Genomic DNA, 22801 nt, shown 5'->3' on the forward strand with positions numbered 1-22801 from the left:
CATCAGCCGAAGAGCGGGCGCCAGCCCGACGAAGCGGCGTCAATGCGCCGCGATCACGCCGCGTTCGATCTGGTCCTGCTCGATCGATTCGAAGAGCGCCTTGAAGTTGCCCTCACCGAACCCGTCATCGCCCTTGCGCTGGATGAATTCGAAGAAGATCGGCCCGATCACGGTTTTCGAGAAGATCTGCAACAGGATGCGGGTCTCGCCGCCGTCCACCACGCCTTCGCCGTCGATCAGGATGCCGTGCTTGGCCAGCCGGTCGATCGGCTCCTCATGGCCGACCACCCGGGTTTTCGACAGCTCGTAATAGGTCATCGGCGGTTTGGGCATGAACTTCAGCCCGCGTGCCGCGATTTCGTCGGTGGCGGCATAGATGTCGTCGCAGCCGACCGCGATGTGCTGGATGCCCTCGCCCTTGTAGCGCTTGAGGTATTCCACGATCTGCCCGGTCTCGCCGCGATCCTCGTTCACCGGAATGCGGATGCGACCGCAAGGCGAGGTCAGCGCCCGGCTGTAAAGCCCGGTGAACTTGCCTTCGATGTCGAAGAAGCGGATCTGCCTGAAGCCGAAGATGCCGCTGTAGAAGTCGAACCAGGTGTCCATGTTGCCCTTGTGGACATTGTGGGTCAGGTGGTCGAGATAGTGGAACCCCACGCCCTTGGGCTTCATCGGTTGGATGAAGTCAAACTCGGCATAGGGGTGGCGGCCCTCGCCATACTGGTCGACGAAATAGATCAGGCTGCCGCCGATCCCGACAATCGCCGGCACGTCCAGCACCTTGTCCGCGCCCTGATACTCCGTCGCGCCCTTGGTAGTGGCATGGGCAAGGGCATGGCCGGCATCGACCATCCGCCAGCCCATCGAAGGGGCGCAGGGCCCGTGCTCGGCGACAAAGCGCGCGGCATGGCTTTCGGGATCGTTGTTCAGGATATAGGTGATGTCGCCCTGCTGCCACAGCTCGATGTCGCGGCTCTTGTGGCGGGCAGCCAGCTCGAACCCCATGCGACCGAAAAGGTCGCGCAGTTCCTGCGGTTCGGGGTGGGCGAATTCGACGAATTCGAAGCCATCGGTGCCGGCCGGATTGGCGGCGCCGATGCTGGCTTTCGGTGCGGAATGTGGAAACGGGCCCATGGTGAACCTCCCTGTTGCGTTGACCCAAGAATAGCGCAGATGTGATGCGGATTTTGCGCGTTCTTGGCTTGAACCAGCGGGCATGACGCGCGATCATCGCATCCAATCCCAACAACGCGCGACAAATCCGCATGCTGGACGCCACTGATTCCCGATTGCTTGCGCTCTTGCAGGCCAATGCCATGCTGACGGCGCAGGATCTGGGCGAGGCCCTGAACCTGTCACCCAGTCAGGCCGCCCGCCGCCGCCAACGGCTTGAGGCCGAGGGCTATGTCACCGGCTATGCCGCGCGGCTGGATCCGGCCCGCGTCGGGCTGACGGTGCAGGCTTTCGTGCAGGTGCAGTTCTCGCGCCATGACCCCGAGCCGGCCCGCAGTTTCGCCAGCCTGATCGCCACCCTGCCCGAGGTCATCAGCGCCTGGACCCTGACCGGCGAGGCCGATTACCTCTTGCGGGTCTGGTGCGCCGATCTGCCGGGGCTGAACCGGCTGATCCACGACCGCCTTCTGCCCCACCCCGCCGTTGCCCGCGTGCAAAGCCAGATCGTCATGGATCAGCTGAAAGCCGACGCTCCCCTGCCCATTTGACTGCTGCCAAGCCGAGTTCCCATGGAAAATTTCCTTCTGCAAGCTTCGCTCTATCTGGGCACCGCGGTTCTCGTGGTGCCCTTGGCGGTGCGCGTGGGGCTTGGCTCGGTGCTGGGCTATCTGGCGGCGGGCATCCTTCTGGGACCGATCTTCGGACTGGCCGGGGCCGAAACGGCCGACCTGCAGCATTTCGCCGAATTCGGCGTGGTGCTGATGCTGTTCCTGATCGGGCTGGAACTGGAGCCGCGCACGCTGTGGGACATGCGCCACAAGCTTCTGGGTCTTGGCGGCGCGCAGGTGGTGTTGACCGGTCTGGCGCTTGGCGGCGGGTTGCTGGCGCTCGGCACCAGCCTGTCGGTCGCGGTGATCTGCGGCATGCTCGGGGCGCTGTCCTCCACCGCCATCGTGCTGCAGACCCTGTCGGAGAAAAGCCTGATGCGGACGCCGGGCGGGCGGTCGGCGTTTTCCGTGCTGCTGACGCAGGACATCGCGGTCATTCCGATGCTGGCGGCGATCCCGCTGCTGGCCCTGCCGGAAACCGATGCGATCGACGCCAGCGTCATCGGCGTGACCAACCCCGAAGACGCCGCCGCACAGGCTGAAAGCGCCGCCGAGCCCCTTGTGACATTGCTGCAAACCCTGCCGGGCTGGGCCGCCACGGCGCTGATGCTGGCCACCGTCGCGGTGATCGTGCTGGCCGGCCACTATCTGTCGCGCCCGATCTTCCGCTTTGTCCACGCCGCCAAACTGCCCGAGATGTCGACCTTCATCTCGCTCCTGATGGTGCTGGGCATCGCCTTCGTGATGATGCTGGTGGGGCTTTCCCCGGCGCTTGGCACCTTTGTCGCGGGCGTCGTGCTGGCCAACTCCGAGTTCCGTCACCAGCTGGAGGCCGACCTGAAGCCGTTCAAGGGCCTGCTGCTGGGCCTCTTTTTCATGACCGTCGGCGTCGGCATCAACTTTGCCATGCTGGCGCGCGAGCCTTTCGTGGTGCTGGGCCTGACGCTGGGGCTGATCGCGGTCAAGGCCGTGGTGCTGTTCGGCCTTGCGCTCGCGTTCAAGCTGCGCGGGCAGGACCGCTGGCTGTTCTCGCTGGGGCTGGCGCAGGCGGGCGAGTTCGGCTTTCTGATCGTCTCCTTCGCCCGCACCGAAGGCGCGCTGCCGCTGGCGGCCGGCCAGATGGCGCTTCTGGTCATCAGCCTGTCGATGCTGCTGACGCCGCTCCTGTTCATCACCCAGGAACAGCTGGCCCGCCGCTTCGCCCGCCGCCCGCCCGACCGCGCGCCCGACCAGATCGACGAGACGGGCCGCGTCATCATCGCCGGGATCGGGCGCTTCGGGCAGGTGGTGAACCGGCTGGTGCGAACCTCCGGCATCTCGACCGTGGTTCTGGACAGCGACATGCAGACCATCGAGACCATGCGGCGGTTCGGCGTGAAGGGCTTCTTCGGCGACCCCTCGCGGCCTGAACTGTTGCAGGCCGCGGGCCTTGCGGAGGCGCAGGTGCTGGTGGTGGCGGTGGATGACCGGCACAATGCCTCGAACATCGTGCGCTATGCCCGGCAGGTGCGGCCCGATATCCACATCGTCGCCCGCGCGGTGGACCGGGTGCATGTCTATGAGCTTTATCAGGCCGGCGCCAATGACACCGTGCGCGAGACCTTTGACTCAAGCGTGCGGGCGGGGCGCTATGTTCTGGAAAACATGGGGTTTTCGGAGTACGAGGCAGCCAAGCTTTCGCAGGCCTACTGGCGCATCGACCGCGCCGCGATGCGCGATCTGGCCCAGGTCTGGAAGCCCGGCCAGCCGATTCACGAGAATGCCGCCTATGTCGCCCGCGCCCGCCAGCTGGATGCCGATCTGGAAACCGCGCTGATCGACGTGCTTTACGACGTGCGCCCGATGGCGGCCGAGGAGACCGGCCCGCAGCATGGCCCCGGCGGCCATCCGCCGCCGGTGGAGCCGGAGCTGGATCAGCCCTCGGAAACCCCGGCTTCGGCAAAGGTCGCCATGCCCGAGTGACAGGCGACGGCGGCCTTGACCACGCCGATCGCCAGCGCCGCGCCCGACCCTTCGCCCAGCCGCAGGCCCAGCGACAGAAGCGGCTCCTTGCCCAAGGCGGCCAGAAGCCGGCCATGCGCGCCTTCGGCCGACAGGTGGCCCGCCACCGCATGATCCAGCGCCGCAGGCGTCACCGCATGCAGCACCAGACCTGCCGAGCAGGCGATGAAGCCGTCAAGGATCAGCGGAATGCGCGCCACCCGCGCCCGCGCCATGGCGCCGGCCATGGCGGCAATCTCGCGCCCGCCAAGGTTGGCCAGAACCTGCATCGGATCGCGCGAGCCGTGGCGGGCAAGCCCCGCGTCCACCACCTTGGCCTTGCGCGCAAGCCCGGCATTGTCGACCCCGGTGCCGCGGCCAACCCATTCCGCCCCGGTCCCGCCCAGCAGCGCCGCCGCCAGAGCCGCCGCGACCGTGGTGTTGCCGATGCCCATTTCGCCGACCACCAGCAGGTCGGCCTTGGGATCGACGGCATTCCAGCCGGTCTGCAGCGCCGCGACCGTCTCGGCCTCGGTCATCGCCGCGGTTTCGGTGAAGTCTCCGGTGGGCCGGTCCAGTTCCAGCGCATGCACCGCCATCGTGGCGCCGAAGGCCTTGGAGAGCTGGTTGATCGCCGCGCCGCCGTGCTGGAAGTTTGCCACCATCTGCACGGTGACTTCCGCCGGAAAGGCCGAAACGCCTTGGGCGCAGACGCCGTGGTTGCCGGCAAAGATCAGCACTTGCGGCGCGCTGATCGCCGGGCGGCCGTTGCCCTGCCACGAGGCGACCCAAAGTGCCAGATCCTCCAGCCGCCCCAGCGCGCCGGGCGGCTTGGTCAGCTGGCCGTTGCGGTCCGACGCGGCCTGATGCGCGGCGGCATCGGCGGCGGGGGCGTTGCGGAGAAGGGCGGCGAATTCGGCAAGCGAGGTGAAGGCGGGCATGGGAAATCCTTGATCGTCGGTCGCCACTTGGCTAGCGCTTGCATGACCTCTTGGCCAGACCGGAAAAGACATGACCGCCCCCATCCGCGACCCCCTTCGGCTTTATGCCTGCGACATAGTGGCAGGCTTCGGGCTTTTGACCCGGATCCCCGTGCCGTTCACCGCCCCCCGCCCCGAGGGCGTCTGGGCCTGGCCACTGGTCGGGCTGGTGACGACGGGGCTGGCGCTGGCGGTCGGCGCGGGGCTGCAGGCGGCGGGCGTGTCGGTGGGGGTGGCGGCGGCAGCGGTCATCGCGCTGCAGGCCGCGCTGACCGGCGGCCTGCACGAGGACGGGCTGGCCGATTGCGCCGACGGGTTCTGGGGCGGCCACGACAAGGCCCGGCGGCTGGAGATCATGAAGGACAGCCGGATCGGCAGCTATGGCGGCATCGCCCTGACGCTGGCGCTGCTGATGCGCTGGTCGGCGCTCGCCGCGTTGATGAGCGCAGGCGCCTGGGGGCTGGCGCTGGCCCCGGCGCTCTTGTCGCGAGCGGCGATGGGGCTGGTGATGGCGGCCCTGCCCAATGCCCGGGCGGGCGGGCTGTCGGCGGGGCATGGCCGGCCGCCGCTGCCGCAGGCGCTGGCGGGCAGCGCGCTGGCGCTGGCTCTGGGCTTGATCGTCGCGGGCTGGGCGGTGCTGGCGCTGGCACTGGTGGCCGGGATCATGGTCGCGGCGCTGGCCATGGTGGCCCGCGCCAAGATCGGCGGACAGACCGGCGATGTGCTGGGCGCGGCGCAGGTCATCGCCGAGATCGCGGCGCTGGCGGCGGCAACCTCGTTCCTGAAATGAAGAACGGCGGCCAAGGGGCCGCCGTTCAAGCTCAAGGTCCGGGAAAGATCAGGCGGCGCGGCTGGTCAGCACATCGCCGACCTTGCGCTGCGCGCCCGCCTCATCGACGCCCGAGACGGCGGCGACTTCGCGGGTCAGACGCTCCAGCGCCGCTTCGTAAAGCTGACGCTCGGAATAGGACTGCTCGCGCTGGTCGTCGTTGCGGTGCAGGTCGCGGACCACCTCGGCAATCGCCATCAGGTCGCCCGAGTTGATCTTCTGTTCATATTCCTGCGCCCGGCGCGACCACATCGCGCGCTTGACCTTGGCCTTGCCCTTCAGCGTATCCAGGGCCTTGGTCACGACATCGGGGGCCGAGAGCGCGCGCATGCCGATCTCGGTGGCCTTGTGGGTGGGAACCCGCAGGGTCATCTTGTCCTTTTCAAAGGAAATCACGAACAGTTCCAGATGGATACCGGCGATTTCCTGTTCCTCGATCGACATGATCTTGCCCACGCCATGCGCGGGGTACACCACGAACTCGTTCGGGCGGAAATCGGGCTTCTTCGATTTGGTCATTCTTGGGTGCTTCCTAAGCAAAAAGCCAGTTCCGGCAACATGCCATCCGATCCAAGAAAACCCGGATGCAGGACATCACGCGACAGGAATACCGTCTCAGGGCGAGCAGACCTGAGGCGCAGACAGGCATCCGTGTTGTTTGTGAACATTGTATAACACAAAAATACGCTGATTCCAACTGCGGCGATTCTCGGGGGAAGCCCCCGGAAGCCTTTGAAATCAGCGTCTTTTTACGACAATGCCCGATTCGTGAACGGCATCGACACGAATCAATGCTGCGAACGCAGCATCAGCCGCCCTGCCCCGGCTCCTCGGAGAAATACTTCTCCAGCTTGCCGGACTCGCCGTCACGCTCCTCATAGCCCGGCAGCGGATCGCGCTTGGTGGTGATGACCGGCCAGAGCTGGGCGTACTTGCGGTTGAACGTCACCCATTTGTCCATATCCGGCTCGGTATCCGGGCGAATGGCGTCGGCGGGGCATTCGGGTTCGCAAACGCCGCAGTCGATGCATTCGTCGGGGTGAATCACCAGCGTATTCTCACCCTCGTAGAAGCAGTCCACCGGACAGACCTCGACGCAGTCGGTGTATTTGCAGGCGATGCAATTGTCGGTCACGACATAGGTCATGGCACACCCCGTTTGGTTGCTTGGCCGCTGTTTATGCCAGCGGGCGGGATCATTCAAGCGCCCGTTCGGTCACAGGCTGGCGTCCTGCCCCGGCGCATCGAGATCGATATAAAGCGCCTGCGCCTCGGTCGCGGGGCCGCGGCGGTCCGACAGCGCCAGCACCCGCACGACGCGGATGCGGCCGCCCTGCGGAAAGGTCAGCACATCGCCCACCGCCAGCCCGTGACCGGGTTTCAGGCAGCGTTGCGCGTTGATGCGCAGATGGCCCTCTTCGACGCAGTCCTGCGCCAGCTCACGCGATTTGAAGAAGCGGGCATGAAACAGCCATTTGTCCAGCCGAAGCTTCGGCTGGACGCCGGGGTCAGGTCTGCCCGAAGGCCCCGCCAATCAGAGCTTGCCCTTGAGCGCCATCAGCGCGGCAAAGGGGTTGTCGGGATCGATCGGCTTTTCGGGCCGCGGCGGGCGGGCCTCGAAAGACTTCTGCCGCTCGTCGCGGTTCGGCTTGCCGCCCTTGCGGTCGCCCCGATCACCGCGATCTCCACGCTCGCCCTGCGGCTTGCCGCCGGGCTTGCCATGGCGGCGCTCGCCCTGGGGACGGTCGCCTTGGGGTCGGTCGCCCTGCGGCGCATCCCCATCTTTGCGGGGGCCGCGGTCGCCGCGCGGCTTGCGGTCGCCACGGGCTTCGCCCTGCGGGGCGTCGCCGTCGCGGCGCGGACCGCGGCCCTGCCCTTCTGGACGGGGGCCACGTTCAGGCCGCTGGAAGCGCGGCTTCGGTGCCCAGGTGAAGGTGTAGAAGCTTTCCATCTCGGGCGCCGCGGCCTCGGTCTCCGGAGCGGGCTCTTCCACCCGGACAAAGGCCGATTCCTCCTCGGTGATCGGGTTCACCGGGGCGTTCGGATCCACCTCGACCGGCACCAGCACCGGCGCGGCCTTGACCTTCACCCGCTCGGCCTTGTCGGCCTTGTAGCCGAGGCCCCCCATCAGGTCGGCGAATTGCTCCAGCGTCATGCCGGTGATCGACAGCATGTCGGGCGCAGCCTCGAACCCGGCTTTCGAATCCTTTTGCCGCAGGATGTCGGCCAGCCGTTCCAGCATGTCGATGCGGATCGCGCGGCTGCCCGCCGGGTGATAGCCGGCCAGCGTGTAATGCGCCTTCGGCACCTCGGCGATGTTCGGGATGGTGACAAGGCCCGGCGGCGGGCTTTCGGGGAATTCCCCAAGCCCGTTCCACAAGGACCACAGCACCAGCCGCAACCGGGTCGGCGCCGGCTTCAGCAGTGCGGGCTGGAACACCGTATACTGGCCAAAGCGCACGCCATGCTTGCGCAGCGCGCTGCGGGCGTCCTGATCCAGCTCCTTCACCTCGGCGGCAATCGCGCCGCGGTCGATGACGCCCAGCCCTTCGGCCAGACGATAGGCAAAGCCCTTGGCCAGCCCCTGCAGGGTTTCGTCGCGGCCAAGGGCGAGAAGCGGCTCGAACTGGGTCGTCACCTTGCGGTCGATGAAATGCTGCAGGCGGCGGCGGACCTTCTCGACCACCTCCTCGCCGGCTTCGTCATCGACAAAGGCCTCGACCGTCGGCTTGGTGATCTCGCCGCCCTTGACGAGCTTGCCGACCGCAAAGGTACCCCACATCAGGCCACCCTGTTCGGTGAAATCCATCTCGGTATCGGGGGCGTTGTAGAACCGGTCCGCCCGCAGGTGGAATTCCGGCCGCAGCGCCTGCAGGGCGGCGGTGCGCAGCACCCGCGCCTGATCGGGGCTGGCGGATGCGTCCTGTTGAAAGCGGAACCCCTCAAGACGGCCGGCAAATTCGCCTTCGACCGTCACTTCGCCTTTGTCATTCACCTCGGCCACGAGGGTCTCCTTCTGCTTCAACCGCCGCATCAGAACGCTGGTGCGGCGATCAACAAATCGTTGGGTCAGGGCTGCGTGCAGCGCATCTGACAGGCGGTCTTCTACAGCGCGGGTTTCCTCGCGCCAATGGCTTTCGTCTTCAACCCAGCCTTTTCGCTGGGCCACATAGGTCCAGGTGCGGATATAGGCCAGCCGTTTCGAGATGGTGTCAATGTCGCCGCCGGGTTTGTCGATGCGCTCGATGGCCTTTTTCAGCCATTCCGACGGCAGTTTTCCGCCACCGATGCCGCGCCCGACCAGAAAATCGAAAATCCGGGCCAGCAGACTGCTGTGATCGCCGCCGCCGGCATTGCGGAAATCGGGGATGCGGCAGACATCCCACAAAAGCTGCACCCGCTTCGGCCCGGTCAGCTTGTGCTGCACCTCGGGCATCGCGGCCAGCGCCTTGAGCGCCAGCACGTCATCGGCATCGCGGGCGCGGGTCAGCCAGGGGTCATGGGTATGGCGTTCAAGGCTGGCAATCAGCTTTTCCGCCGTGCCGAAATCAAGGTCAGGATTGCGCCAGTGCAGCTTGCGGACCGGATCGAAGCGGTGGCTTTCGATCGCCTCGATCACCTCTTCATCAAAGGGCCGCGCCTCGCCGGTCACGCCGAAGGTGCCGTTCTCGGTATGCCGCCCGGCCCGGCCGGCAATCTGCGCCAGTTCCTGCGGGTAAAGCTGGCGCATCCGGTGGCCGTCAAACTTGGCGGTGGCGGAAAATGCGATGTGCCTGATGTCGAGGTTCAGCCCCATGCCGATGGCGTCGGTGGCCACGAGGTAATCGACGTCGCCGTTCTGATACAAAGCCACCTGTGCGTTGCGGGTGCGCGGCGAAAGCGCCCCCATCACCACCGCGCAGCCGCCCTTGGTGCGGCGGATCAGCTCGGCGATGGCATAGACATTTTCCACCGAGAACCCGACGATGGCCGAGCGTTCCGGCATCCGGCTGATCTTTTTCGAGCCGGTATAGGTCAGTTCCGAAAACCGCTCGCGTTTGAGGAACGTCACCCCCGGCACCAGCGCCGCAATCGCCCCGCGCATGGTTTCGGCGCCGAGAAACAGCGTCTCATGCAGCCCCCGCGCCCGGAGAAGCCGGTCGGTGAAGACATGGCCGCGGTCGGGGTCGGCGCAAAGCTGGATCTCGTCCACCGCCACGAAATCGGCGCCGATGTCGACCGGCATCGCCTCCACCGTGCAGACCCAGTACTGGCAGCGGTCGGGCACGATGCGCTCTTCGCCCGTCACCAGCCCCACCACTGACGGGCCGCGCAAGGCGACGATGCGGTCATAGACCTCGCGCGCCAGAAGCCGCAGCGGCAGGCCGATCACCCCCGTCCGGTGCGCCAGCATGCGGTCGATGGCGTAGTGGGTCTTGCCGGTATTGGTCGGCCCAAGGACCGCCGTGACCCGGGCGCGGGCGTCCATCAGAGCGGTTCCTAAAGTTCGCGGCCTTCGAGATCGGTTTCGATCGCCTTGATGGCGTCCGATACCCCGGCGGCATGGGGATGTATAGCCTCGACCGCCTTCCAGACTTCCAGCGCCTTTTCGGGCTGGTTCAGCTCCTGAAAGATCATCGCAAGCCCGGAAAGCGCCCCGAAATGCCGGGGATTGAGCCGCAGGGTCTGGCCGATATCGGCAAGCGACGGGCCGATCTGGCCGATCTGGTAATAGGCCGTGGCGCGGGCATTCCAGCCTTCGGCAAACTCCGGGGCGTGGTCGATCAGCGCGGTGAAATGTTCGATCGCGGTGGCCATGTCGCCCTCGGCCATCGCCTGCTGCCCGCGTTCCAGCAAGAGATCCATCGCCGGCGAGCCGGATTTCGACCACTCGATCCAGATTTCCCGCTCGATTCGCGCCGCCTCCAGCGCGTCGGCGGTCTTCAGCTTGCCAAAGAGATCATCCAGCTTGTCGGTTTGACCAAGGGCCGGCGACACGGCCATCATCAGCGGCAGAAGTGCCGCAACGATACGGTTGTGAAGGCGTGACCAAACTTTCATAACCTGAACGTAATCTATGGGACGGAAAACTCCAGCCCCGGATGCCAGGCAAGCGCTTCACGATGGAGAGATGGATGAGCGATGTGATTTCGGCCGCGGTCAGCGCGTTGGCCGCCAAGATGTCGGACGGGTTTTCGGCGGGCGTGGCCAAGTTCGTCATTCCCGGCGAAGGCGCGATCATGGCCGATGCCGATGGCGTGCGCGCCGGCGATGACGCGGCCGATGTGACGCTGACCGCCGAGGCCGAAGTGTTCCGCGCCATTCTGGAAGGCGAGATGAACGCCACCACCGCCTTCATGACCGGCAAGCTGTCGGTGGATGGCTCGATGGGGCTGGCCATGCAGCTTGGCGCGGCGCTGTCTTGAGCGAGGCCCCCTTTCACGACCGGCTGGCCGATGGTCCGGCGGGCGGTTATGCCCGCTGGTTGCAGGCGGCGGACGGGGTGCAGATCCGCGTCGGGGTCTGGCCGCAGGAGGCGGCGAAGGGCACGGTGTTCCTGTTGCCGGGCCGCACGGAATACGTCGAGAAATATGGCCGCGCGGCTGGCGATCTGGCGCAGCGCGGCTATGCCACGCTGGCGATCGACTGGCGCGGTCAGGGGCTGGCCGACCGCGGGCTGGATGACCCGATGACCGGCCACGTCGGCGATTTCGCCGAATATCAGCTGGATATGGCTGCGGTGCTGACCTTTGCCCGGGTCGAGGGCTTGCCGCAACCGTGGTTCCTGATGGGGCATTCGATGGGCGGCTGCATCGGGCTTCGCACGCTGATGGGCGACCACCCGTTCAAGGCCGCCGCCTTTTCCGCGCCGATGTGGGGCATCCTGATTGCCGCCTGGATGCGGCCAATGGCGATTGCCCTGTCCACGGCCTCGCGCTGGCTGCGCTTCGACGACCGGCTGGTGCCGGGATCAAAGGAAGTGACCTATGTGCTGTCCAGCCCGTTTCTGGCCAATACCCTGACCACCGACCCCGAAATGTGGGACTACATGCGCCAGCAGGCGCTGGCCTGCCCGGATCTGGTGTTGGCGGGGCCATCGCTGGGCTGGCTGCAGGCGGCCTTGACGGAATGCCACGCACTCAGCCTGATGCCCTCGCCCGATCTGGCGATCGTCACCGCTCTCGGGCTGCAGGAACGCATCATCGACACCGCCCCGGTCCATGCCCGCATGGCGCGCTGGCCGAAGGGCATGCTGTCGCTTTACCCCGCCGCCGAACATGAGGTGATGATGGAGCGGCCGGCCACGCGGGAGCGGTTTTTCGACGAATCCTGCGCGCTTTTTGACCTGCACCTGTAAGGCAGCCGGAATTTTTTGCAAATTCCGGTCCGTTTTCTGTGTCAGAAAACGGCGCTCATGCCCCCAGCGTGATCTGGGTGAACCCGTCGCGCAGCGCCTTCGACCAGGCCTCCGACATCGCGCGGAAGCCGGGATCGCCGGCCTCGATCCGGCGTTGCCGCGTCACCGTGCAGGCGTCGCGCCGGATCACCGCCAGATCCAGCGGCATGCCGACCGACAGGTTGGAGCGCAGCGTCGAATCCATCGACAACAGCACTGCCTTTTCGGCATCGGCCAGCGGGGTGCCCGGTTTCACCACCCGGTCGAGAATCGGCTTGCCGTATTTGTGCTCGCCAATCTGCAGGAAGGGCGTGTCCTCGGTCGCCTCGATGAAGTTGCCTTCGGGATAGATCAGGAACAGCCGCATCGCGCCGCCCTTCCGTTGCCCCGCGACGATCATGCTGGCCGAGGCCGCCTGCTTCATCGTCGCCATCTTCTCGTCGATTTCCAGCCGGACCTGACACAGCATGCCGCCGATGATCGAGGCCACCTTCAGCATGGTCGGCGCCAGCATGATCGAGGTTTCCTCGGTGGCCCCGGGGTCTTCGATCGCCTCGCGCAACCGCGCCAGCGTGGTCTGCGTCACCGAGAGGCTGCCCGCCGTCATGATGGTGATGACCCGCTCGCCCGGTTCTTCGAAATGGAACATCTTGCGATAGGTGGAAATATTGTCGAGCCCGGCATTGGTGCGGGTATCCGACAGGCAGACCATGCCCTCGTTCAGAAGAAGTCCCACGCAATAGGTCATCGGCGTCTCCGGCTTGCTGGCGGCGACCCTATTGGGCCTGCGACTGGACCGCAACCGTCACGTCAAGGCTTTCGCAGCCCTGCCCGCGCGCAATGCCGCGGATCGGCGCGGCCTCCTTGGCATCCAGCCCCGAGCCGAGCCGGATATAGCGGGCGTCGGGGCAGGTGCGGTTGGCCGGGTCGAAGCCGATCCAGCCATAGCCCGGCACATGCAGCTCTGCCCAGGCGTGCGAGGCCTCATGCGGCTGGCCATCGTCGGAGGCAAACAGATAGCCCGCGACATAGCGCGCCGGCACCCCGAGCGCCCGGGCGCAGGCAATCAGCGCCTGGGCGTGGTCCTGACAGACGCCCTCGCCCTGGGCCAGCGCCTCGGCCGCCGTGGTGTGCGAATGGGTGGCGCCGGGGCGATAGGTGATGGCGCCGGCCACGGCAAAGGCCAGCGCATGCGCCTGGCTCAGCGGATCATCCTGCGCGGCACTGGCGGCCAGCGCCTGCAAGGCGGCGTCCGCCTCGGTCGCCGGGGTCGCGCGCAGATAGGCAAGGGGCGGCACCAGCTCGCGGTGGCCGCGCAGCACGCCGGCAAGGTCGGTGGTTTCCACCTGCCCCTGCACCCGCACCTCGATTTCCGAAACCGGCCCCTTCACCGTCCAGCCCTGCACCCAGTCGCCCGCCCCGTCGCGGAACGCCCCGCCCATCTCGCCGCCCGAGACGGTGACGGCCCAGGCCAGCACCTTTTGCCCGTCAAAGCGCGCCGGCGTCAGCCGGTGGCTTTGCACCACGGCGCGGACCGGCTGGTCATAGCGGTAGCGCGTCACATGATCGACGGTCAGCAGCATCACATGTCTCCCGAAAGATAGGCGTCATGGATCACCGCGCCCAATGCGGCGGATTCCGAGATGAAGCGGGTCAGGAACTCGTGCAGGCCCTCGTCGAAGATGTGGTCGGTCGACAGCCCCTCAAGGCCCGCAAGCAGATGCGCCGACGCCGCTTGCGCCGGGGTCTCGCGGCCATAGGCCTTGGCCAGCCGGGTCAGGTGATTGTTCAGCCCGGCCACGCAGGTAATCAGACTGCGCGGGCTTTGCGGGTTCAGGATCAGGAAATGCGCGATCTTGGCCGAGGTGACTTCGCCGCCATAGGCCCAGTGAAAGGCCCGGTGCGCGCCAAGCGCCCGCAGCAGCATCAGCCACTGGTCATTGTCCAGCCCGGTGCCGATATAGTCGGCGCGCGGCAACAGGACATAGTATTTCACATCCATCAGCCGCGCCGTGGCATCGCCGCGTTCCAGATAATAGCCGATGTTGAGGAAGTTGAACCCGTCGTTGCGCAGGATCGTGCCGTCAATGGCGCCGCGCACCATGGCGGCCTGTTTCATCACCCAGTCGGTCAGCCGGCTGAGTTCGGCCTTGTCGCGCCGCGCCGTGATCTGCCGCATTTCCTGAAACGCGGTGTTCAGCGCATCCCAGACCTGCGTCGTCAGCGCCGTGCGCACGATCCGGCCGTTTTCGCGCGCCGCCGTCAGGCAGGCGGCCACCGAATTGGGGTTGTCGCGGTCGAAGAACAGCCAGCTTTCGATGGCCTTCTGGTCCGGCACCCCGTATTTCGCGGCATAGCCGGTCGCGTTGCCAGACGCACGCAGCAGGCTGTCCCAATCGCTGCGATAACCGACGGCCGTGGGCAGCAGCGCGATGCGCGCGCCCACCTCCAGCAGCCGCGCGGCAGTTTCGGCGCGCTCCATGTAGCGGGCGATCCAGTAGAGGTTGTCTGCGGTCCGTGAAAGCATGCCAGTGACTCCCCCCCTTACTCCGCCAGAACCCAGGTATCCTTGACGCCGCCGCCCTGGGACGAGTTCACCACCAGCGAGCCGTCCTTGAGCGCCACCCGCGTCATGCCGCCGGGGACCAGTTCGATCTTTTCGCCCACCAGACAATAGGGCCGCAGGTCGACATGGCGCGGCGCGATGCCTTCCTCGACAAAGGTCGGCGTCGTCGACAAGGCCAGCGTCGGCTGGGCGATGTAATTGCCGGGATCGGCCACGATGCGGGCGCGGAACTCCTCGATTTCCGCCTTGGTGGATTTCGGCCCGACGAGCATGCCATAGCCGCCCGAGCCGTGAACCTCTTTCACCACCAGATCGCCAAGATTGGCCAGCACATGGCCCAGATCGTCCCTCTCGGCGCATTTCCAGGTGGGGACGTTGTTCAGGATCGGCTCCTCGCCCAGATAAAACCGCACCATTTCCGGCACATAGGTGTAAACCGCCTTGTCATCGGCCACGCCTGCGCCGGGGGCAGAGCAAATGGTGACGCCGCCCGAGCGATAGACATCCATCAGGCCGGGAATGCCCAGCATGCTGTCGGGGCGGAAGCACAGGGGATCAATGAAGGCGTCATCAATCCGGCGGTAGATCACATCCACCCGCTTCGGCCCCTGCGTCGTGCGCATGTAGACAAAGGCGCCGTCGACGAAAAGATCGGCGCCCTCCACCAGTTCCACCCCCATCAGGTCGGCCAGAAAGCTGTGTTCGTAATAGGCCGAGTTGTAATGGCCGGGCGTCAGGATCACGATGGTCGGGTCGCGCTCGCATTTGGCGGGCGCCACCGAGGCCAGCGTGCGGCGCAGGAGTTCGTGATAGCGGTCCACGGGTTCGATCCGGTTCTCGCGGAACAGGTCGGGGAACATCCGCATCATCATCTCGCGGGATTCCAGCATGTAGCTGACCCCCGAGGGCGTGCGGCAATTGTCCTCCAGCACATAGAAATCGGTCGGGCCAGTGCGCACGATGTCAATGCCGACGATGTGGGAATAGACCCCCTTCGGCGGCACGAACCCCACGACGGCACGCTCGAAGGCTTCGTTCTGATAGACCAGATGCGCCGGAATGCGGCCCGCCCGCACGATCTCGCCGCGGCCATAGACATCGACCAGAAAGGCATTCAGCGCCCGCGCCCGCTGCTTGATGCCGCGCTCCAGCTTGGCCCATTCGCCGCCGGTAAAGACGCGCGGGAACATGTCGAAGGGGATCAGCCGGTCGGGATCGCCGCCCTCGCCATAGACCGCAAAGGTGATGCCGATGCGGCGAAAGAGCGCCTCGGCCTCGGCCTGTTTTTCCAGCCGCCGGTCGGCAGGCATCGAGGCCATCCAGTCCGAAAGCCGGGCGTAGGGCGGGCGGACTTGTCCGCCGTCATACATCTCGTTGAAATAGGTGGTCATTCGTTTCCCCCTCTTCGCCCGACTTTGGCCCAGTAAAGGCGGGGGTTTTGCGTTGGTAAAGCCTTGCCCCGGCGGAAACTGCATTTTCCATGGCATTTGCGCAAAAAAGCGGCATTTCACGCCGTCGCAAGGCAGGCTCTTGCCGATCCCCCCCACCAGACCCTAGATGGAGCGCACAGAAACATGAGGTTCCCATGCATCCCCTGCCCCGTCTTGGCCAGAAGCGCCCGGTTTTCGATGCCCGCTCCGGCTCCAACAGCTTTGGCGATCTGCCGGAATGGAACCTGACCGACCTTTACCCCAGCCCCGAGGCCCCCGAGGTGGAGCGCGACATGGCTTGGGTCGAGGCGGAAACCGCCCGGTTCGAGGCGGCCTACAAGGGCAAGCTGGCGGGCCTTGACGCAGGCGCCCTGCTGGCCTGCGTTCAGGCTTATGAGGCGATCGACGTGACCGCCGGGCGGCTGATGTCCTACGCCGGCCTGCGCTATTACCAGAACACCATGGACAGCGAGCGCGCCAAGTTCATGGCCGACGCGCAGGACCGCATCACCAATGCCACCACCGCGCTGGTGTTCTTCAGCCTTGAGTTCAACCGGCTGGAGGACAGCCTTCTGTCCCGCCTGATGGCGGAAAACGCCGCCCTTGCCCGCTACAAGCCGGTGTTCGACCGCATGCGCGCCATGCGCCCGCACCAGTTGTCGGATGAGCTGGAAACTTACCTGCACGACGCCTCGGTGGTCGGCTCAAGCGCGTGGAACAAGCTTTTCGACGAAACCATGGCGGGGCTGATGTTCACCGTGGCGGGCGAGGAGGAGGAGCTGAACCTTGAGGCGACGCTGAACCTTCTGACCGACGCCGACCGTTCGAAGCGCGAGGCGGCGGCGCGGGCGCTGGCGGCGGTTTTCGACAAGAACATCAAGCTCTTCGCCCGGGTTCACAACACGCTGGCGAAAGAGAAGGAAATCGACGACCGCTGGCGCAAGATGCCCTCGGCCCAGCACAGCCGCCATCTGGCCAACCATGTCGAACCCGAAGTGGTCGAGGCGCTGCGCAACGCCGTGGTCGCGGCCTATCCGAAGCTTTCCCACCGCTATTACCGGCTGAAGGCGAAATGGCTGGGGCTGGAGCGGTTGCAGGTCTGGGACCGCAACGCGCCCCTGAACCTAGAGGCGCCGAAGCTGGTGAACTGGGCGGAGGCGACCGAGACCGTGCTGGGCGCCTATGCCGCCTTTGCTCCGGACATGGCCACCATCGCCAAGCCCTTCTTCACCGATGGCTGGATCGACGCCGGGGTGAAGCCCGGCAAGGCGCCGGGGGCCTTTGCCCATCCGACGGTCACCACGGTGCATCCCTATGTCATGCTGAATTACCTCGGCAAACCGCGCGACGTGATGACCTTGGCGCATGAGCTGGGGCATGGCGTGCATCAGGTGCTGGCGGCGGGTCAGGGCGAGCTGTTGTCCTCGACGCCCTTGACGCTGGCCGAAACCGCTTCGGTCTTTGGCGAGATGCTGACCTTCCGCCGCCTGCTCGACAACGCAAAGACCAAGGCCGAGAAAAAGACCCTGCTCGCCGGCAAGGTCGAGGACATGATCAACACGGTGGTCCGCCAGATCGCCTTTTACGATTTCGAATGCAAGCTGCACGCCGCGCGGCGCGAGGGCGAACTGACCCCCGACGACATCAACGCGCTGTGGATGTCGGTGCAGGCGCAGTCCTTGGGCGATGCCTTCGACTTCATGGACGGCTATGAAACCTTCTGGACCTATATTCCGCATTTCATCCACTCGCCGTTCTACGTCTATGCCTATGCCTTCGGCGACGGTCTGGTGAACGCGCTTTATGCCGCCTATGAGGCGGGCTTGCCCGACTTCGAGACCAAGTATTTCGACATGCTGAAGGCGGGCGGATCGAAGCACCACAAGGAGCTTCTGGCGCCTTTCGGCCTTGATGCCTCGGACCCGAAATTCTGGGACAAGGGCCTTTCCATGATCGCGGGCTTCATCGACGAGCTGGAAGCGATGGAGGATTGATCCGGGAGGCCGGATGGGCCGAACGGCCCGTCCGCGGCCGCGGTCAGGCCGGCCGCTCCGGGGTCAAGGTGTCGCGCTGACCTGAGCCATGCGGTAGGATTGCAGGTCCGCCGGCAGGATGGGCCGTTCGGGCAGCGTCACGTCTGCCTCGAACCTTTCGCCGTCGCGCAGGTAGACCAGCTGCACCTTGTCGCCCACCTTGAGATTGCGCACCACGTCCAGCGCGGTGTCGCGGTCGGTGATCCTTGTGCCGTTCACCTCGGTGATGATGTCACCGCCCAGCAGGAACGCGGTTCCGCCCCAGGTCACCGGCCAGACCCCGCCCTTCAAGCCGATCTGGTCTGCCGCACTGCCCGGCTCGACGGTTTCGACCAGAAAGCCCGAGCTGTCTTCCCAGAACAGGAACGGCACGCCAAGGATCATCAGGATGGGCGGCGTGGTCATCTGGCCGTAAAGCCCGTGCCACGGCCGCGAAATCTTGCCTTTGGCCTTCAATTCGCTGACGGCAGGCGCAAGGATATCAACCGGGATGGCAAAGGCCGTGTTCTCGCCGCGCGCCGGCGGGATTTGCCGGGCCACCATGCCCACGACCTTGCCGCAATCGTCCAAGAGCGGACCGCCCGAATTGCCCGGATTGACCGTGGCATCGGTCTGCAACATGGGGCTCATCCAGCTGGTGGTGGTATCGCGCCGGACCCGGTGCAGGCCGGTCAGGATGCCTTGGGTCACGGTCTTGCCAAGCCCCATCGGATAGCCCACTGCCCAGACCGGCTCGCCAAGCGCAATTGACGCCGGATCGGCGAAGTCCAGATGGGGAAGGCTGGCAGCGGGGTCGGTGGGCTCGGAAAGATCACCCGCAAGTTCGCGCAACACCGCCAGATCCAGGATGGGATCAAGAGCCACGATCTCGGCGCTCAGCGTCAGATCGTCAGCATAGATCACCACGTCCTTGGCATCGGCCACGACATGATAATTGGTCAGATACAGCCCATCGGCAGTGCGAAACCCCGTTCCGAAGCTGGGCAAGACCCGATGGTCCACCCGGAACTGATCAATGGTCAGCGAAAAGATCTCGACTACCGCGCCAGAGGCGGCGCCATAGATCTCCTCGGCGGTCTTGCCGCATCGTTCGGCGCCGGCCGCGTCGGCGGGTGCAGCAAGCGCCAGCAGGGCCAAAGCGCCGACGATTGCACCGCCCAAGGCACCGCGCATCTTGCCGCCCGCCGGGGCCAGCCACGCCCGCACCCGCGCCGCCGGCACAAGCTGCTGCCGGGCGCCTCCGTCCTTGCCGGCGCTCGGCAGCAGGGCCAACAATCCGGCGGAACGGCCCCCCTGAGACCACGTCGTCATCACAACCCCTCCCTCATGCCTGGGCATATGACGCCCAACCGCAAGGCTGCGCCTGCCTGACGGACCGCGCCCTGACCTTGTTCAACCCTTCCCGGTTCAACCCGGCCCGGTTCAACCCTGCGCGCGGCTCTTGCCACCGCCGTCACCGGCAAAGCCGCGCCTGCCCAATGACCCGTCTCCGGCTTAAGCCGTCAGGTGCCACGCCAATTCGCTTTCGGGCAGGTTCATGAGATCCTTGCGCAACTCGGTCGTCACTTTGGCGGCCAGCGCTTTCGGCAAGGCGTCGCGCAAGGCCCCAAGCATCTTTGGCCCCGCCGCAATCACAAGGGCATCCGCCTTTGCCACCGGCCAGACCCGTTCCACCGCCGCGACCGCATGGCGTGCCATGGCCGCCCGCCCCAGGGCCTCGCGGTCGCTTGCCTCGTTGCCGACCACAAAGCTCGCCCCCCCGGGGCCGCTGTGACTTTGCGAGCCTTCGCCGGAGAACGCCCGTTCGACATCGCCCAGGGATTCCGCCGTGCGATGGGCCAGCTTTTGCAACTCGCCCGGTCCGGGCCCGACATAAATCGAAAATTCCCCTTCAGAAGTCAGAAGGTAAAGGGTGGTGCGTCTGGTCATGACTGTCTCCTCCCGGCAGCACCGGCAAGAATGCCGATCTGCCAAGGATACCCCAAAACGGGCAGGAGCGCCTTGATCCGGCTCAAGTCGGCCGGTGCCCAAAGCCCGCCGGGCAGCCACTTCAGCGAAAGCCCGCCTGCGCCGCCTCCATCGCCCGCAGCTTGTCCAGCACCCGCCGCCCGAAATCGGGCGCGCGCGGGTCGTGGCACATGCGCCCGTAATACCAGCCGATATAGGCGCGGAAGGGCCAGTCACCCGCCGCCGCCCGCGCCTCGGCGCGGGCCAGCGCCGCGTCCAGGTCGCGCCGGCGCGTCACCACTTCGCAGATGTGGTGAAAATCGGTGTCGCCACACAGGACCACCGGCCGTTCGTGCAGCATGGCCTCGATTCCGACGGCGGAATTGATGGTAACGACCACATCAGCTTTGGCCAGCAAGTCATGGATATTGCCAAGGAATATCTGCAGTCGCGGCTCCTTGCGCGCCTGTCGTGTCAGCCAGTCCAGCGTCTCGAGGTTCTTTTCCTTGGGATGGGGTTTCACCACCACCGGGCGGGGATCGTCCCGCTCCAGCAACGCCTTGATCATGTGGCGCGGGCCGAGGTGGCAGGTCTCGCCCACGTCGCGGTTGTCCTCAGTTTGCAGAAAGACCGCGATGCAATGGTCGGGGGCCGGGATCACCTCTGCGGGCTGCTCGTAATGCGACTTGCGCGCGCCGACCATGCGGGCGCGGATGTCGTCAAAGACCGCGGCGTCCCGATCGGGGTCCGGACCGGGGCGGAAGGTCTCGGCGGCGATCGAGGAAAACAGCCGATAGCCCCAGGGGTCAAGCGTGAAGAACGGCTCGATATAGGCCTTGCCCGCGTTCAGGACGCGCGGATGGCGGATGCGGGCGTGATGGACGATGTGAAAGCCGTGGTCGGCCTCGATCCGCGCCAGCGTCCGCTCGGGATCGAGGGTGACAACCTCCACCGCCAGCCCTTCCCCCTGCAGCGCCTTGGCAAGCGTTCCGTAGAACTGCCGCATGGCCCAGGCCCGGGCGCGGATCGCCTCGGGCACATGCAGCGTGACATCCGCGATCAAATCGTGACGTCCACCGCCTCGCGATAGGCCCAGTCGATCATCGCCTGCGTGCCCTTGGCGTTCTCCAGCGTCCAGGCGAAAGGCACGCCCTCGCGCACCGAACGGCCAAAGGCCTCGACCTGCACCTGATACTGGTTCACCGTCGGGAACCGCTCGATCAGCGTGCGGTTCATGCCCTTGTGCAACTCGATCTCGGCCATGTCATGCACATTGGCGTTGAAGGGGCCGCCTTCCAGCCGGATCATGCCCGTGGTTCCCTGAAAGGTCACGACCTGCCGGTTGTAGGCGCGCATCGTGGTCATCGAATTGTAGGTGTAGCGGCCCAGCGGGCCCTGCATGGTGGCGGCCACCTGCGCCCAGATTTCCACGCCCTTTTCGCGGATCACCCGCGAGGACAGCTCCACCGGCTCGGCCCCGGTGGCAAAGCGCGCCGCGCCGAAGGTGTAGACCCCGATGTCGCGCAACGACCCCCCGCCGGTTTCCGGCCGGTTGCGGATATTGCCACTGTCGTCGAGGTAGAAGGAGAACTGCGCGTCGACATGGCGCAGCGTGCCGATCTCGCCGGCCGCGATCCATTCCCGGGCGCGCTGCCATTGCGGATGATGCACGATCATATAGGCCTCGGCCGCCACCAGCCCGCTGCGGTCGCGCGCGGCGATCAGGGCGTCGATTTCCGGGGCATGCAGCGCGATGGGCTTTTCGGTCAGCACATGCTTGCCCGCCTCCAGCGCCTTCAGCGTCCATTCGACATGCAGGTGGTTCGGCAGGGGCACATAGACCGCATCAATGCCCGGGTCCGACAACAGCGCCTCATAGGTCTTGGCGTGGCGCGCGGCGGGGGCAAAGGCCTGGAACTCCGCCACCTTTTCGGCGCTGGACGAGGCCACCGCCACCAGCTCCGCCCCATGGGCGGCGTGGATCGCCGGGCCCATCCGGTTCAGCGCGAAGTTCGACGCGCCGAGAATGCCCCATTTGACGGTTTTCATGGGCTTGCCCTCCTGTTTCCCCTCAAATTAGGGGAGCGGCAGGGTCAAGACAACTAGGCACGCGCCAGAAGCGCCTTGGCAAAGGCGAAAAGCAGGACCACGGCATAGCCGACTGCCACCACCGACATCACCGCCCAGGGGTCGCGCAACAACAGGACGACAAGGGCGATGACCGCGATGACGACAAAGGCGGCGCGGTCAGTCGGGACCCGGACGGATTTCAGCGACGGTGTGGGCAGGCGCGAGATCATCAGCAGACCCACCAGCACCAGCCAGCCGGCAAGCACAGGCCAGGGCGCCATCGGCCAGTCGGGGAATTGCCAGGCAATGTAAAGCGGCGTCATGGACAGCATCGCCCCCGCAGGCGAGGGCACGCCCTGAAACTTGCCAAGCCGGGCCAGCCCCGCCGCCATCTCGTTGCCGATGTTGAAGCGCGCCAGCCGCAAGACGGTGCAGACGACATAGATCAGCACTGCGCCCCAGCCGAAATCATTGCCGGCCGGGAAGGCCCAGTAATACATCAGCATTCCCGGCGCGACACCGAAGTTCAGGAAATCGGCCAGCGAATCCAGTTCCGCCCCAAGCGGGCTTTCGCTTTTCAAGAACCGCGCCAGCCGCCCGTCGAGCCCGTCCAGCACCCCGGCCAGCAGGATCATCACCACCGCGGCCGAAAAGAACCCCGCCGCCGAGAAGCGGATCGAGGCCAGCCCCGCGCACAGGGCGCCGACTGTCATCATGTTCGGCAAGAGCTGCACCAGCGACATGTCGCGCCGCGCCCCCGGCCAGCGCTTCAGGTCGGGCTTTTCCTCGGGGTCCGGCAGCACGCCCAT

22 protein-coding genes are annotated in these 22801 nt (G+C 66.0%); 6 read left to right on the forward strand and 16 right to left on the reverse strand.

Features of this window, described 5'->3' with window-relative positions; translation table 11 throughout:
• Nucleotides 1–39 precede the first annotated feature (39 nt).
• Nucleotides 40–1134 carry a 4-hydroxyphenylpyruvate dioxygenase gene (gene hppD / locus G4Z14_RS03810; RefSeq protein ID WP_164623406.1) on the reverse strand — a complete coding sequence of 365 codons (1095 nt, stop codon included), beginning with the start codon at nucleotides 1132–1134 and terminating at the stop codon, nucleotides 40–42.
• Nucleotides 1135–1265: 131 nt separating this feature from the next.
• Here hppD and G4Z14_RS03815 point away from each other — a divergent pair, with 131 nt between their 5' ends.
• Both G4Z14_RS03815 and G4Z14_RS03820 read left to right on the forward strand, forming a co-directional pair.
• Nucleotides 1266–1721 (forward strand): Lrp/AsnC family transcriptional regulator, encoded by a 456-nt coding sequence (locus tag G4Z14_RS03815; RefSeq protein WP_164623407.1) that lies wholly within the window; start codon nucleotides 1266–1268, stop codon nucleotides 1719–1721.
• Between the two features lie 21 nt (nucleotides 1722–1742).
• On the forward strand, nucleotides 1743–3743 hold the full coding sequence (locus tag G4Z14_RS03820) for a cation:proton antiporter domain-containing protein (protein WP_164623408.1): 2001 nt from the start codon (nucleotides 1743–1745) through the stop codon (nucleotides 3741–3743).
• Here the strand turns inward: G4Z14_RS03820 and cobT are convergent.
• Nucleotides 3695–4702: a nicotinate-nucleotide--dimethylbenzimidazole phosphoribosyltransferase gene (cobT, locus tag G4Z14_RS03825; protein WP_164623409.1), complete on the reverse strand. Its 1008-nt coding sequence runs from the start codon at nucleotides 4700–4702 to the stop codon at nucleotides 3695–3697. The genes G4Z14_RS03820 and cobT overlap by 49 nt on opposite strands.
• 70 nt (nucleotides 4703–4772) lie before the next feature.
• On the opposite strand from cobT, the gene G4Z14_RS03830 reads away from it, so the two are divergent.
• A complete protein-coding gene (locus G4Z14_RS03830) occupies nucleotides 4773–5531 on the forward strand; it encodes an adenosylcobinamide-GDP ribazoletransferase (protein WP_164623410.1) in 759 nt (252 codons plus the stop codon).
• A 48-nt stretch (nucleotides 5532–5579) separates the two neighbouring features.
• On the opposite strand, the gene G4Z14_RS03835 is transcribed toward G4Z14_RS03830, so the two are convergent.
• The 5 genes from G4Z14_RS03835 to G4Z14_RS03855 form a co-directional block, all read right to left on the reverse strand.
• Nucleotides 5580–6089, reverse strand: coding sequence for a CarD family transcriptional regulator (locus tag G4Z14_RS03835; protein ID WP_164623411.1), 510 nt, complete (start codon nucleotides 6087–6089; stop codon nucleotides 5580–5582).
• Between the two features lie 289 nt (nucleotides 6090–6378).
• Complete coding sequence (fdxA, locus tag G4Z14_RS03840) at nucleotides 6379–6717, reverse strand: ferredoxin FdxA (RefSeq protein WP_164623412.1); 339 nt, start codon at nucleotides 6715–6717, stop codon at nucleotides 6379–6381.
• Nucleotides 6718–6786: 69 nt separating this feature from the next.
• On the reverse strand, nucleotides 6787–7104 hold the full coding sequence (locus G4Z14_RS03845; protein ID WP_164623413.1) for an RNA-binding S4 domain-containing protein: 318 nt from the start codon (nucleotides 7102–7104) through the stop codon (nucleotides 6787–6789).
• Nucleotides 7105–10038 carry a helicase-related protein gene (locus G4Z14_RS03850; RefSeq protein WP_164623414.1) on the reverse strand — a complete coding sequence of 978 codons (2934 nt, stop codon included), beginning with the start codon at nucleotides 10036–10038 and terminating at the stop codon, nucleotides 7105–7107.
• A gap of 11 nt (nucleotides 10039–10049) precedes the next feature.
• On the reverse strand, nucleotides 10050–10556 hold the full coding sequence (locus G4Z14_RS03855; RefSeq protein WP_164623415.1) for a tetratricopeptide repeat protein: 507 nt from the start codon (nucleotides 10554–10556) through the stop codon (nucleotides 10050–10052).
• A gap of 128 nt (nucleotides 10557–10684) precedes the next feature.
• On the opposite strand from G4Z14_RS03855, the gene G4Z14_RS03860 reads away from it, so the two are divergent.
• Together G4Z14_RS03860 and G4Z14_RS03865 are read left to right on the forward strand one after the other, a co-directional pair.
• Nucleotides 10685–10975, forward strand: coding sequence for an SCP2 sterol-binding domain-containing protein (locus tag G4Z14_RS03860; protein ID WP_164623416.1), 291 nt, complete (start codon nucleotides 10685–10687; stop codon nucleotides 10973–10975).
• Nucleotides 10972–11907, forward strand: coding sequence for an alpha/beta hydrolase (locus G4Z14_RS03865; RefSeq protein WP_164623417.1), 936 nt, complete (start codon nucleotides 10972–10974; stop codon nucleotides 11905–11907). The genes G4Z14_RS03860 and G4Z14_RS03865 overlap by 4 nt, the downstream gene beginning before the upstream one ends.
• 55 nt (nucleotides 11908–11962) lie before the next feature.
• Here G4Z14_RS03865 and G4Z14_RS03870 read toward each other — a convergent pair whose 3' ends face one another.
• Genes G4Z14_RS03870 through G4Z14_RS03885 form a run of 4 tightly spaced genes read right to left on the reverse strand, consistent with a single transcriptional unit; the run spans nucleotide 11963 to nucleotide 15903 of the window.
• Nucleotides 11963–12694 carry a proteasome-type protease gene (locus tag G4Z14_RS03870; RefSeq protein ID WP_164623418.1) on the reverse strand — a complete coding sequence of 244 codons (732 nt, stop codon included), beginning with the start codon at nucleotides 12692–12694 and terminating at the stop codon, nucleotides 11963–11965.
• Nucleotides 12695–12722: 28 nt separating this feature from the next.
• A complete protein-coding gene (locus G4Z14_RS03875) occupies nucleotides 12723–13529 on the reverse strand; it encodes a transglutaminase family protein (protein ID WP_164623419.1) in 807 nt (268 codons plus the stop codon).
• Nucleotides 13529–14473 (reverse strand): alpha-E domain-containing protein, encoded by a 945-nt coding sequence (locus G4Z14_RS03880; protein ID WP_164623420.1) that lies wholly within the window; start codon nucleotides 14471–14473, stop codon nucleotides 13529–13531. Before G4Z14_RS03880 ends, G4Z14_RS03875 begins: the two co-directional genes overlap by 1 nt.
• Before the next feature lie 17 nt (nucleotides 14474–14490).
• On the reverse strand, nucleotides 14491–15903 hold the full coding sequence (locus G4Z14_RS03885) for a circularly permuted type 2 ATP-grasp protein (RefSeq protein WP_164623421.1): 1413 nt from the start codon (nucleotides 15901–15903) through the stop codon (nucleotides 14491–14493).
• A gap of 194 nt (nucleotides 15904–16097) precedes the next feature.
• Here G4Z14_RS03885 and G4Z14_RS03890 point away from each other — a divergent pair, with 194 nt between their 5' ends.
• On the forward strand, nucleotides 16098–17936 hold the full coding sequence (locus G4Z14_RS03890) for a M3 family oligoendopeptidase (protein WP_164623422.1): 1839 nt from the start codon (nucleotides 16098–16100) through the stop codon (nucleotides 17934–17936).
• A 63-nt stretch (nucleotides 17937–17999) separates the two neighbouring features.
• Here G4Z14_RS03890 and G4Z14_RS03895 read toward each other — a convergent pair whose 3' ends face one another.
• The 5 genes from G4Z14_RS03895 to G4Z14_RS03915 form a co-directional block, all read right to left on the reverse strand.
• Nucleotides 18000–19286, reverse strand: coding sequence for a S1C family serine protease (locus tag G4Z14_RS03895; protein WP_164623423.1), 1287 nt, complete (start codon nucleotides 19284–19286; stop codon nucleotides 18000–18002).
• Nucleotides 19287–19469: 183 nt separating this feature from the next.
• Nucleotides 19470–19904: a host attachment protein gene (locus G4Z14_RS03900; protein WP_164623424.1), complete on the reverse strand. Its 435-nt coding sequence runs from the start codon at nucleotides 19902–19904 to the stop codon at nucleotides 19470–19472.
• A 121-nt stretch (nucleotides 19905–20025) separates the two neighbouring features.
• A complete protein-coding gene (locus G4Z14_RS03905; RefSeq protein ID WP_164623425.1) occupies nucleotides 20026–20985 on the reverse strand; it encodes a capsular polysaccharide export protein, LipB/KpsS family in 960 nt (319 codons plus the stop codon).
• The gene (locus G4Z14_RS03910) at nucleotides 20982–21971 is read right to left on the reverse strand and encodes a Gfo/Idh/MocA family protein (RefSeq protein WP_164623426.1); all 990 of its coding nucleotides are present in this window, start codon (nucleotides 21969–21971) and stop codon (nucleotides 20982–20984) included. The genes G4Z14_RS03905 and G4Z14_RS03910 overlap by 4 nt, the downstream gene beginning before the upstream one ends.
• 53 nt (nucleotides 21972–22024) lie before the next feature.
• Nucleotides 22025–22801, reverse strand: coding sequence for a CDP-alcohol phosphatidyltransferase family protein (locus G4Z14_RS03915; RefSeq protein ID WP_164623427.1), 777 nt, complete (start codon nucleotides 22799–22801; stop codon nucleotides 22025–22027).

Source organism: Tabrizicola oligotrophica (assembly GCF_011008935.1).
In the GTDB taxonomy this organism is placed as follows: Bacteria; Pseudomonadota; Alphaproteobacteria; order Rhodobacterales; family Rhodobacteraceae; genus Tabrizicola_A; species Tabrizicola_A oligotrophica.

What these genes read in the sequence shown, in the direction of transcription:
- G4Z14_RS03885 (WP_164623421.1), bottom strand. Translation starts at nt 15,903, where the DNA reads ATGACCACCTATTTCAACGAGATGTATGACGGCGGACAAGTCCGCCCG.
- G4Z14_RS03895 (WP_164623423.1), bottom strand. Translation starts at nt 19,286, where the DNA reads ATGACGACGTGGTCTCAGGGGGGCCGTTCCGCCGGATTGTTGGCCCTG.
- G4Z14_RS03820 (WP_164623408.1), top strand. Translation starts at nt 1,743, where the DNA reads ATGGAAAATTTCCTTCTGCAAGCTTCGCTCTATCTGGGCACCGCGGTT.
- G4Z14_RS03890 (WP_164623422.1), top strand. Translation starts at nt 16,098, where the DNA reads ATGCATCCCCTGCCCCGTCTTGGCCAGAAGCGCCCGGTTTTCGATGCC.
- G4Z14_RS03860 (WP_164623416.1), top strand. Translation starts at nt 10,685, where the DNA reads ATGAGCGATGTGATTTCGGCCGCGGTCAGCGCGTTGGCCGCCAAGATG.
- G4Z14_RS03815 (WP_164623407.1), top strand. Translation starts at nt 1,266, where the DNA reads ATGCTGGACGCCACTGATTCCCGATTGCTTGCGCTCTTGCAGGCCAAT.
- G4Z14_RS03855 (WP_164623415.1), bottom strand. Translation starts at nt 10,556, where the DNA reads ATGATGGCCGTGTCGCCGGCCCTTGGTCAAACCGACAAGCTGGATGAT.
- hppD (WP_164623406.1), bottom strand. Translation starts at nt 1,134, where the DNA reads ATGGGCCCGTTTCCACATTCCGCACCGAAAGCCAGCATCGGCGCCGCC.
- G4Z14_RS03900 (WP_164623424.1), bottom strand. Translation starts at nt 19,904, where the DNA reads ATGACCAGACGCACCACCCTTTACCTTCTGACTTCTGAAGGGGAATTT.
- fdxA (WP_164623412.1), bottom strand. Translation starts at nt 6,717, where the DNA reads ATGACCTATGTCGTGACCGACAATTGCATCGCCTGCAAATACACCGAC.
- G4Z14_RS03830 (WP_164623410.1), top strand. Translation starts at nt 4,773, where the DNA reads ATGACCGCCCCCATCCGCGACCCCCTTCGGCTTTATGCCTGCGACATA.
- G4Z14_RS03835 (WP_164623411.1), bottom strand. Translation starts at nt 6,089, where the DNA reads ATGACCAAATCGAAGAAGCCCGATTTCCGCCCGAACGAGTTCGTGGTG.
- cobT (WP_164623409.1), bottom strand. Translation starts at nt 4,702, where the DNA reads ATGCCCGCCTTCACCTCGCTTGCCGAATTCGCCGCCCTTCTCCGCAAC.
- G4Z14_RS03870 (WP_164623418.1), bottom strand. Translation starts at nt 12,694, where the DNA reads ATGACCTATTGCGTGGGACTTCTTCTGAACGAGGGCATGGTCTGCCTG.
- G4Z14_RS03910 (WP_164623426.1), bottom strand. Translation starts at nt 21,971, where the DNA reads ATGAAAACCGTCAAATGGGGCATTCTCGGCGCGTCGAACTTCGCGCTG.
- G4Z14_RS03880 (WP_164623420.1), bottom strand. Translation starts at nt 14,473, where the DNA reads ATGCTTTCACGGACCGCAGACAACCTCTACTGGATCGCCCGCTACATG.
- G4Z14_RS03850 (WP_164623414.1), bottom strand. Translation starts at nt 10,038, where the DNA reads ATGGACGCCCGCGCCCGGGTCACGGCGGTCCTTGGGCCGACCAATACC.
- G4Z14_RS03915 (WP_164623427.1), bottom strand. Translation starts at nt 22,801, where the DNA reads ATGGGCGTGCTGCCGGACCCCGAGGAAAAGCCCGACCTGAAGCGCTGG.
- G4Z14_RS03875 (WP_164623419.1), bottom strand. Translation starts at nt 13,529, where the DNA reads ATGCTGCTGACCGTCGATCATGTGACGCGCTACCGCTATGACCAGCCG.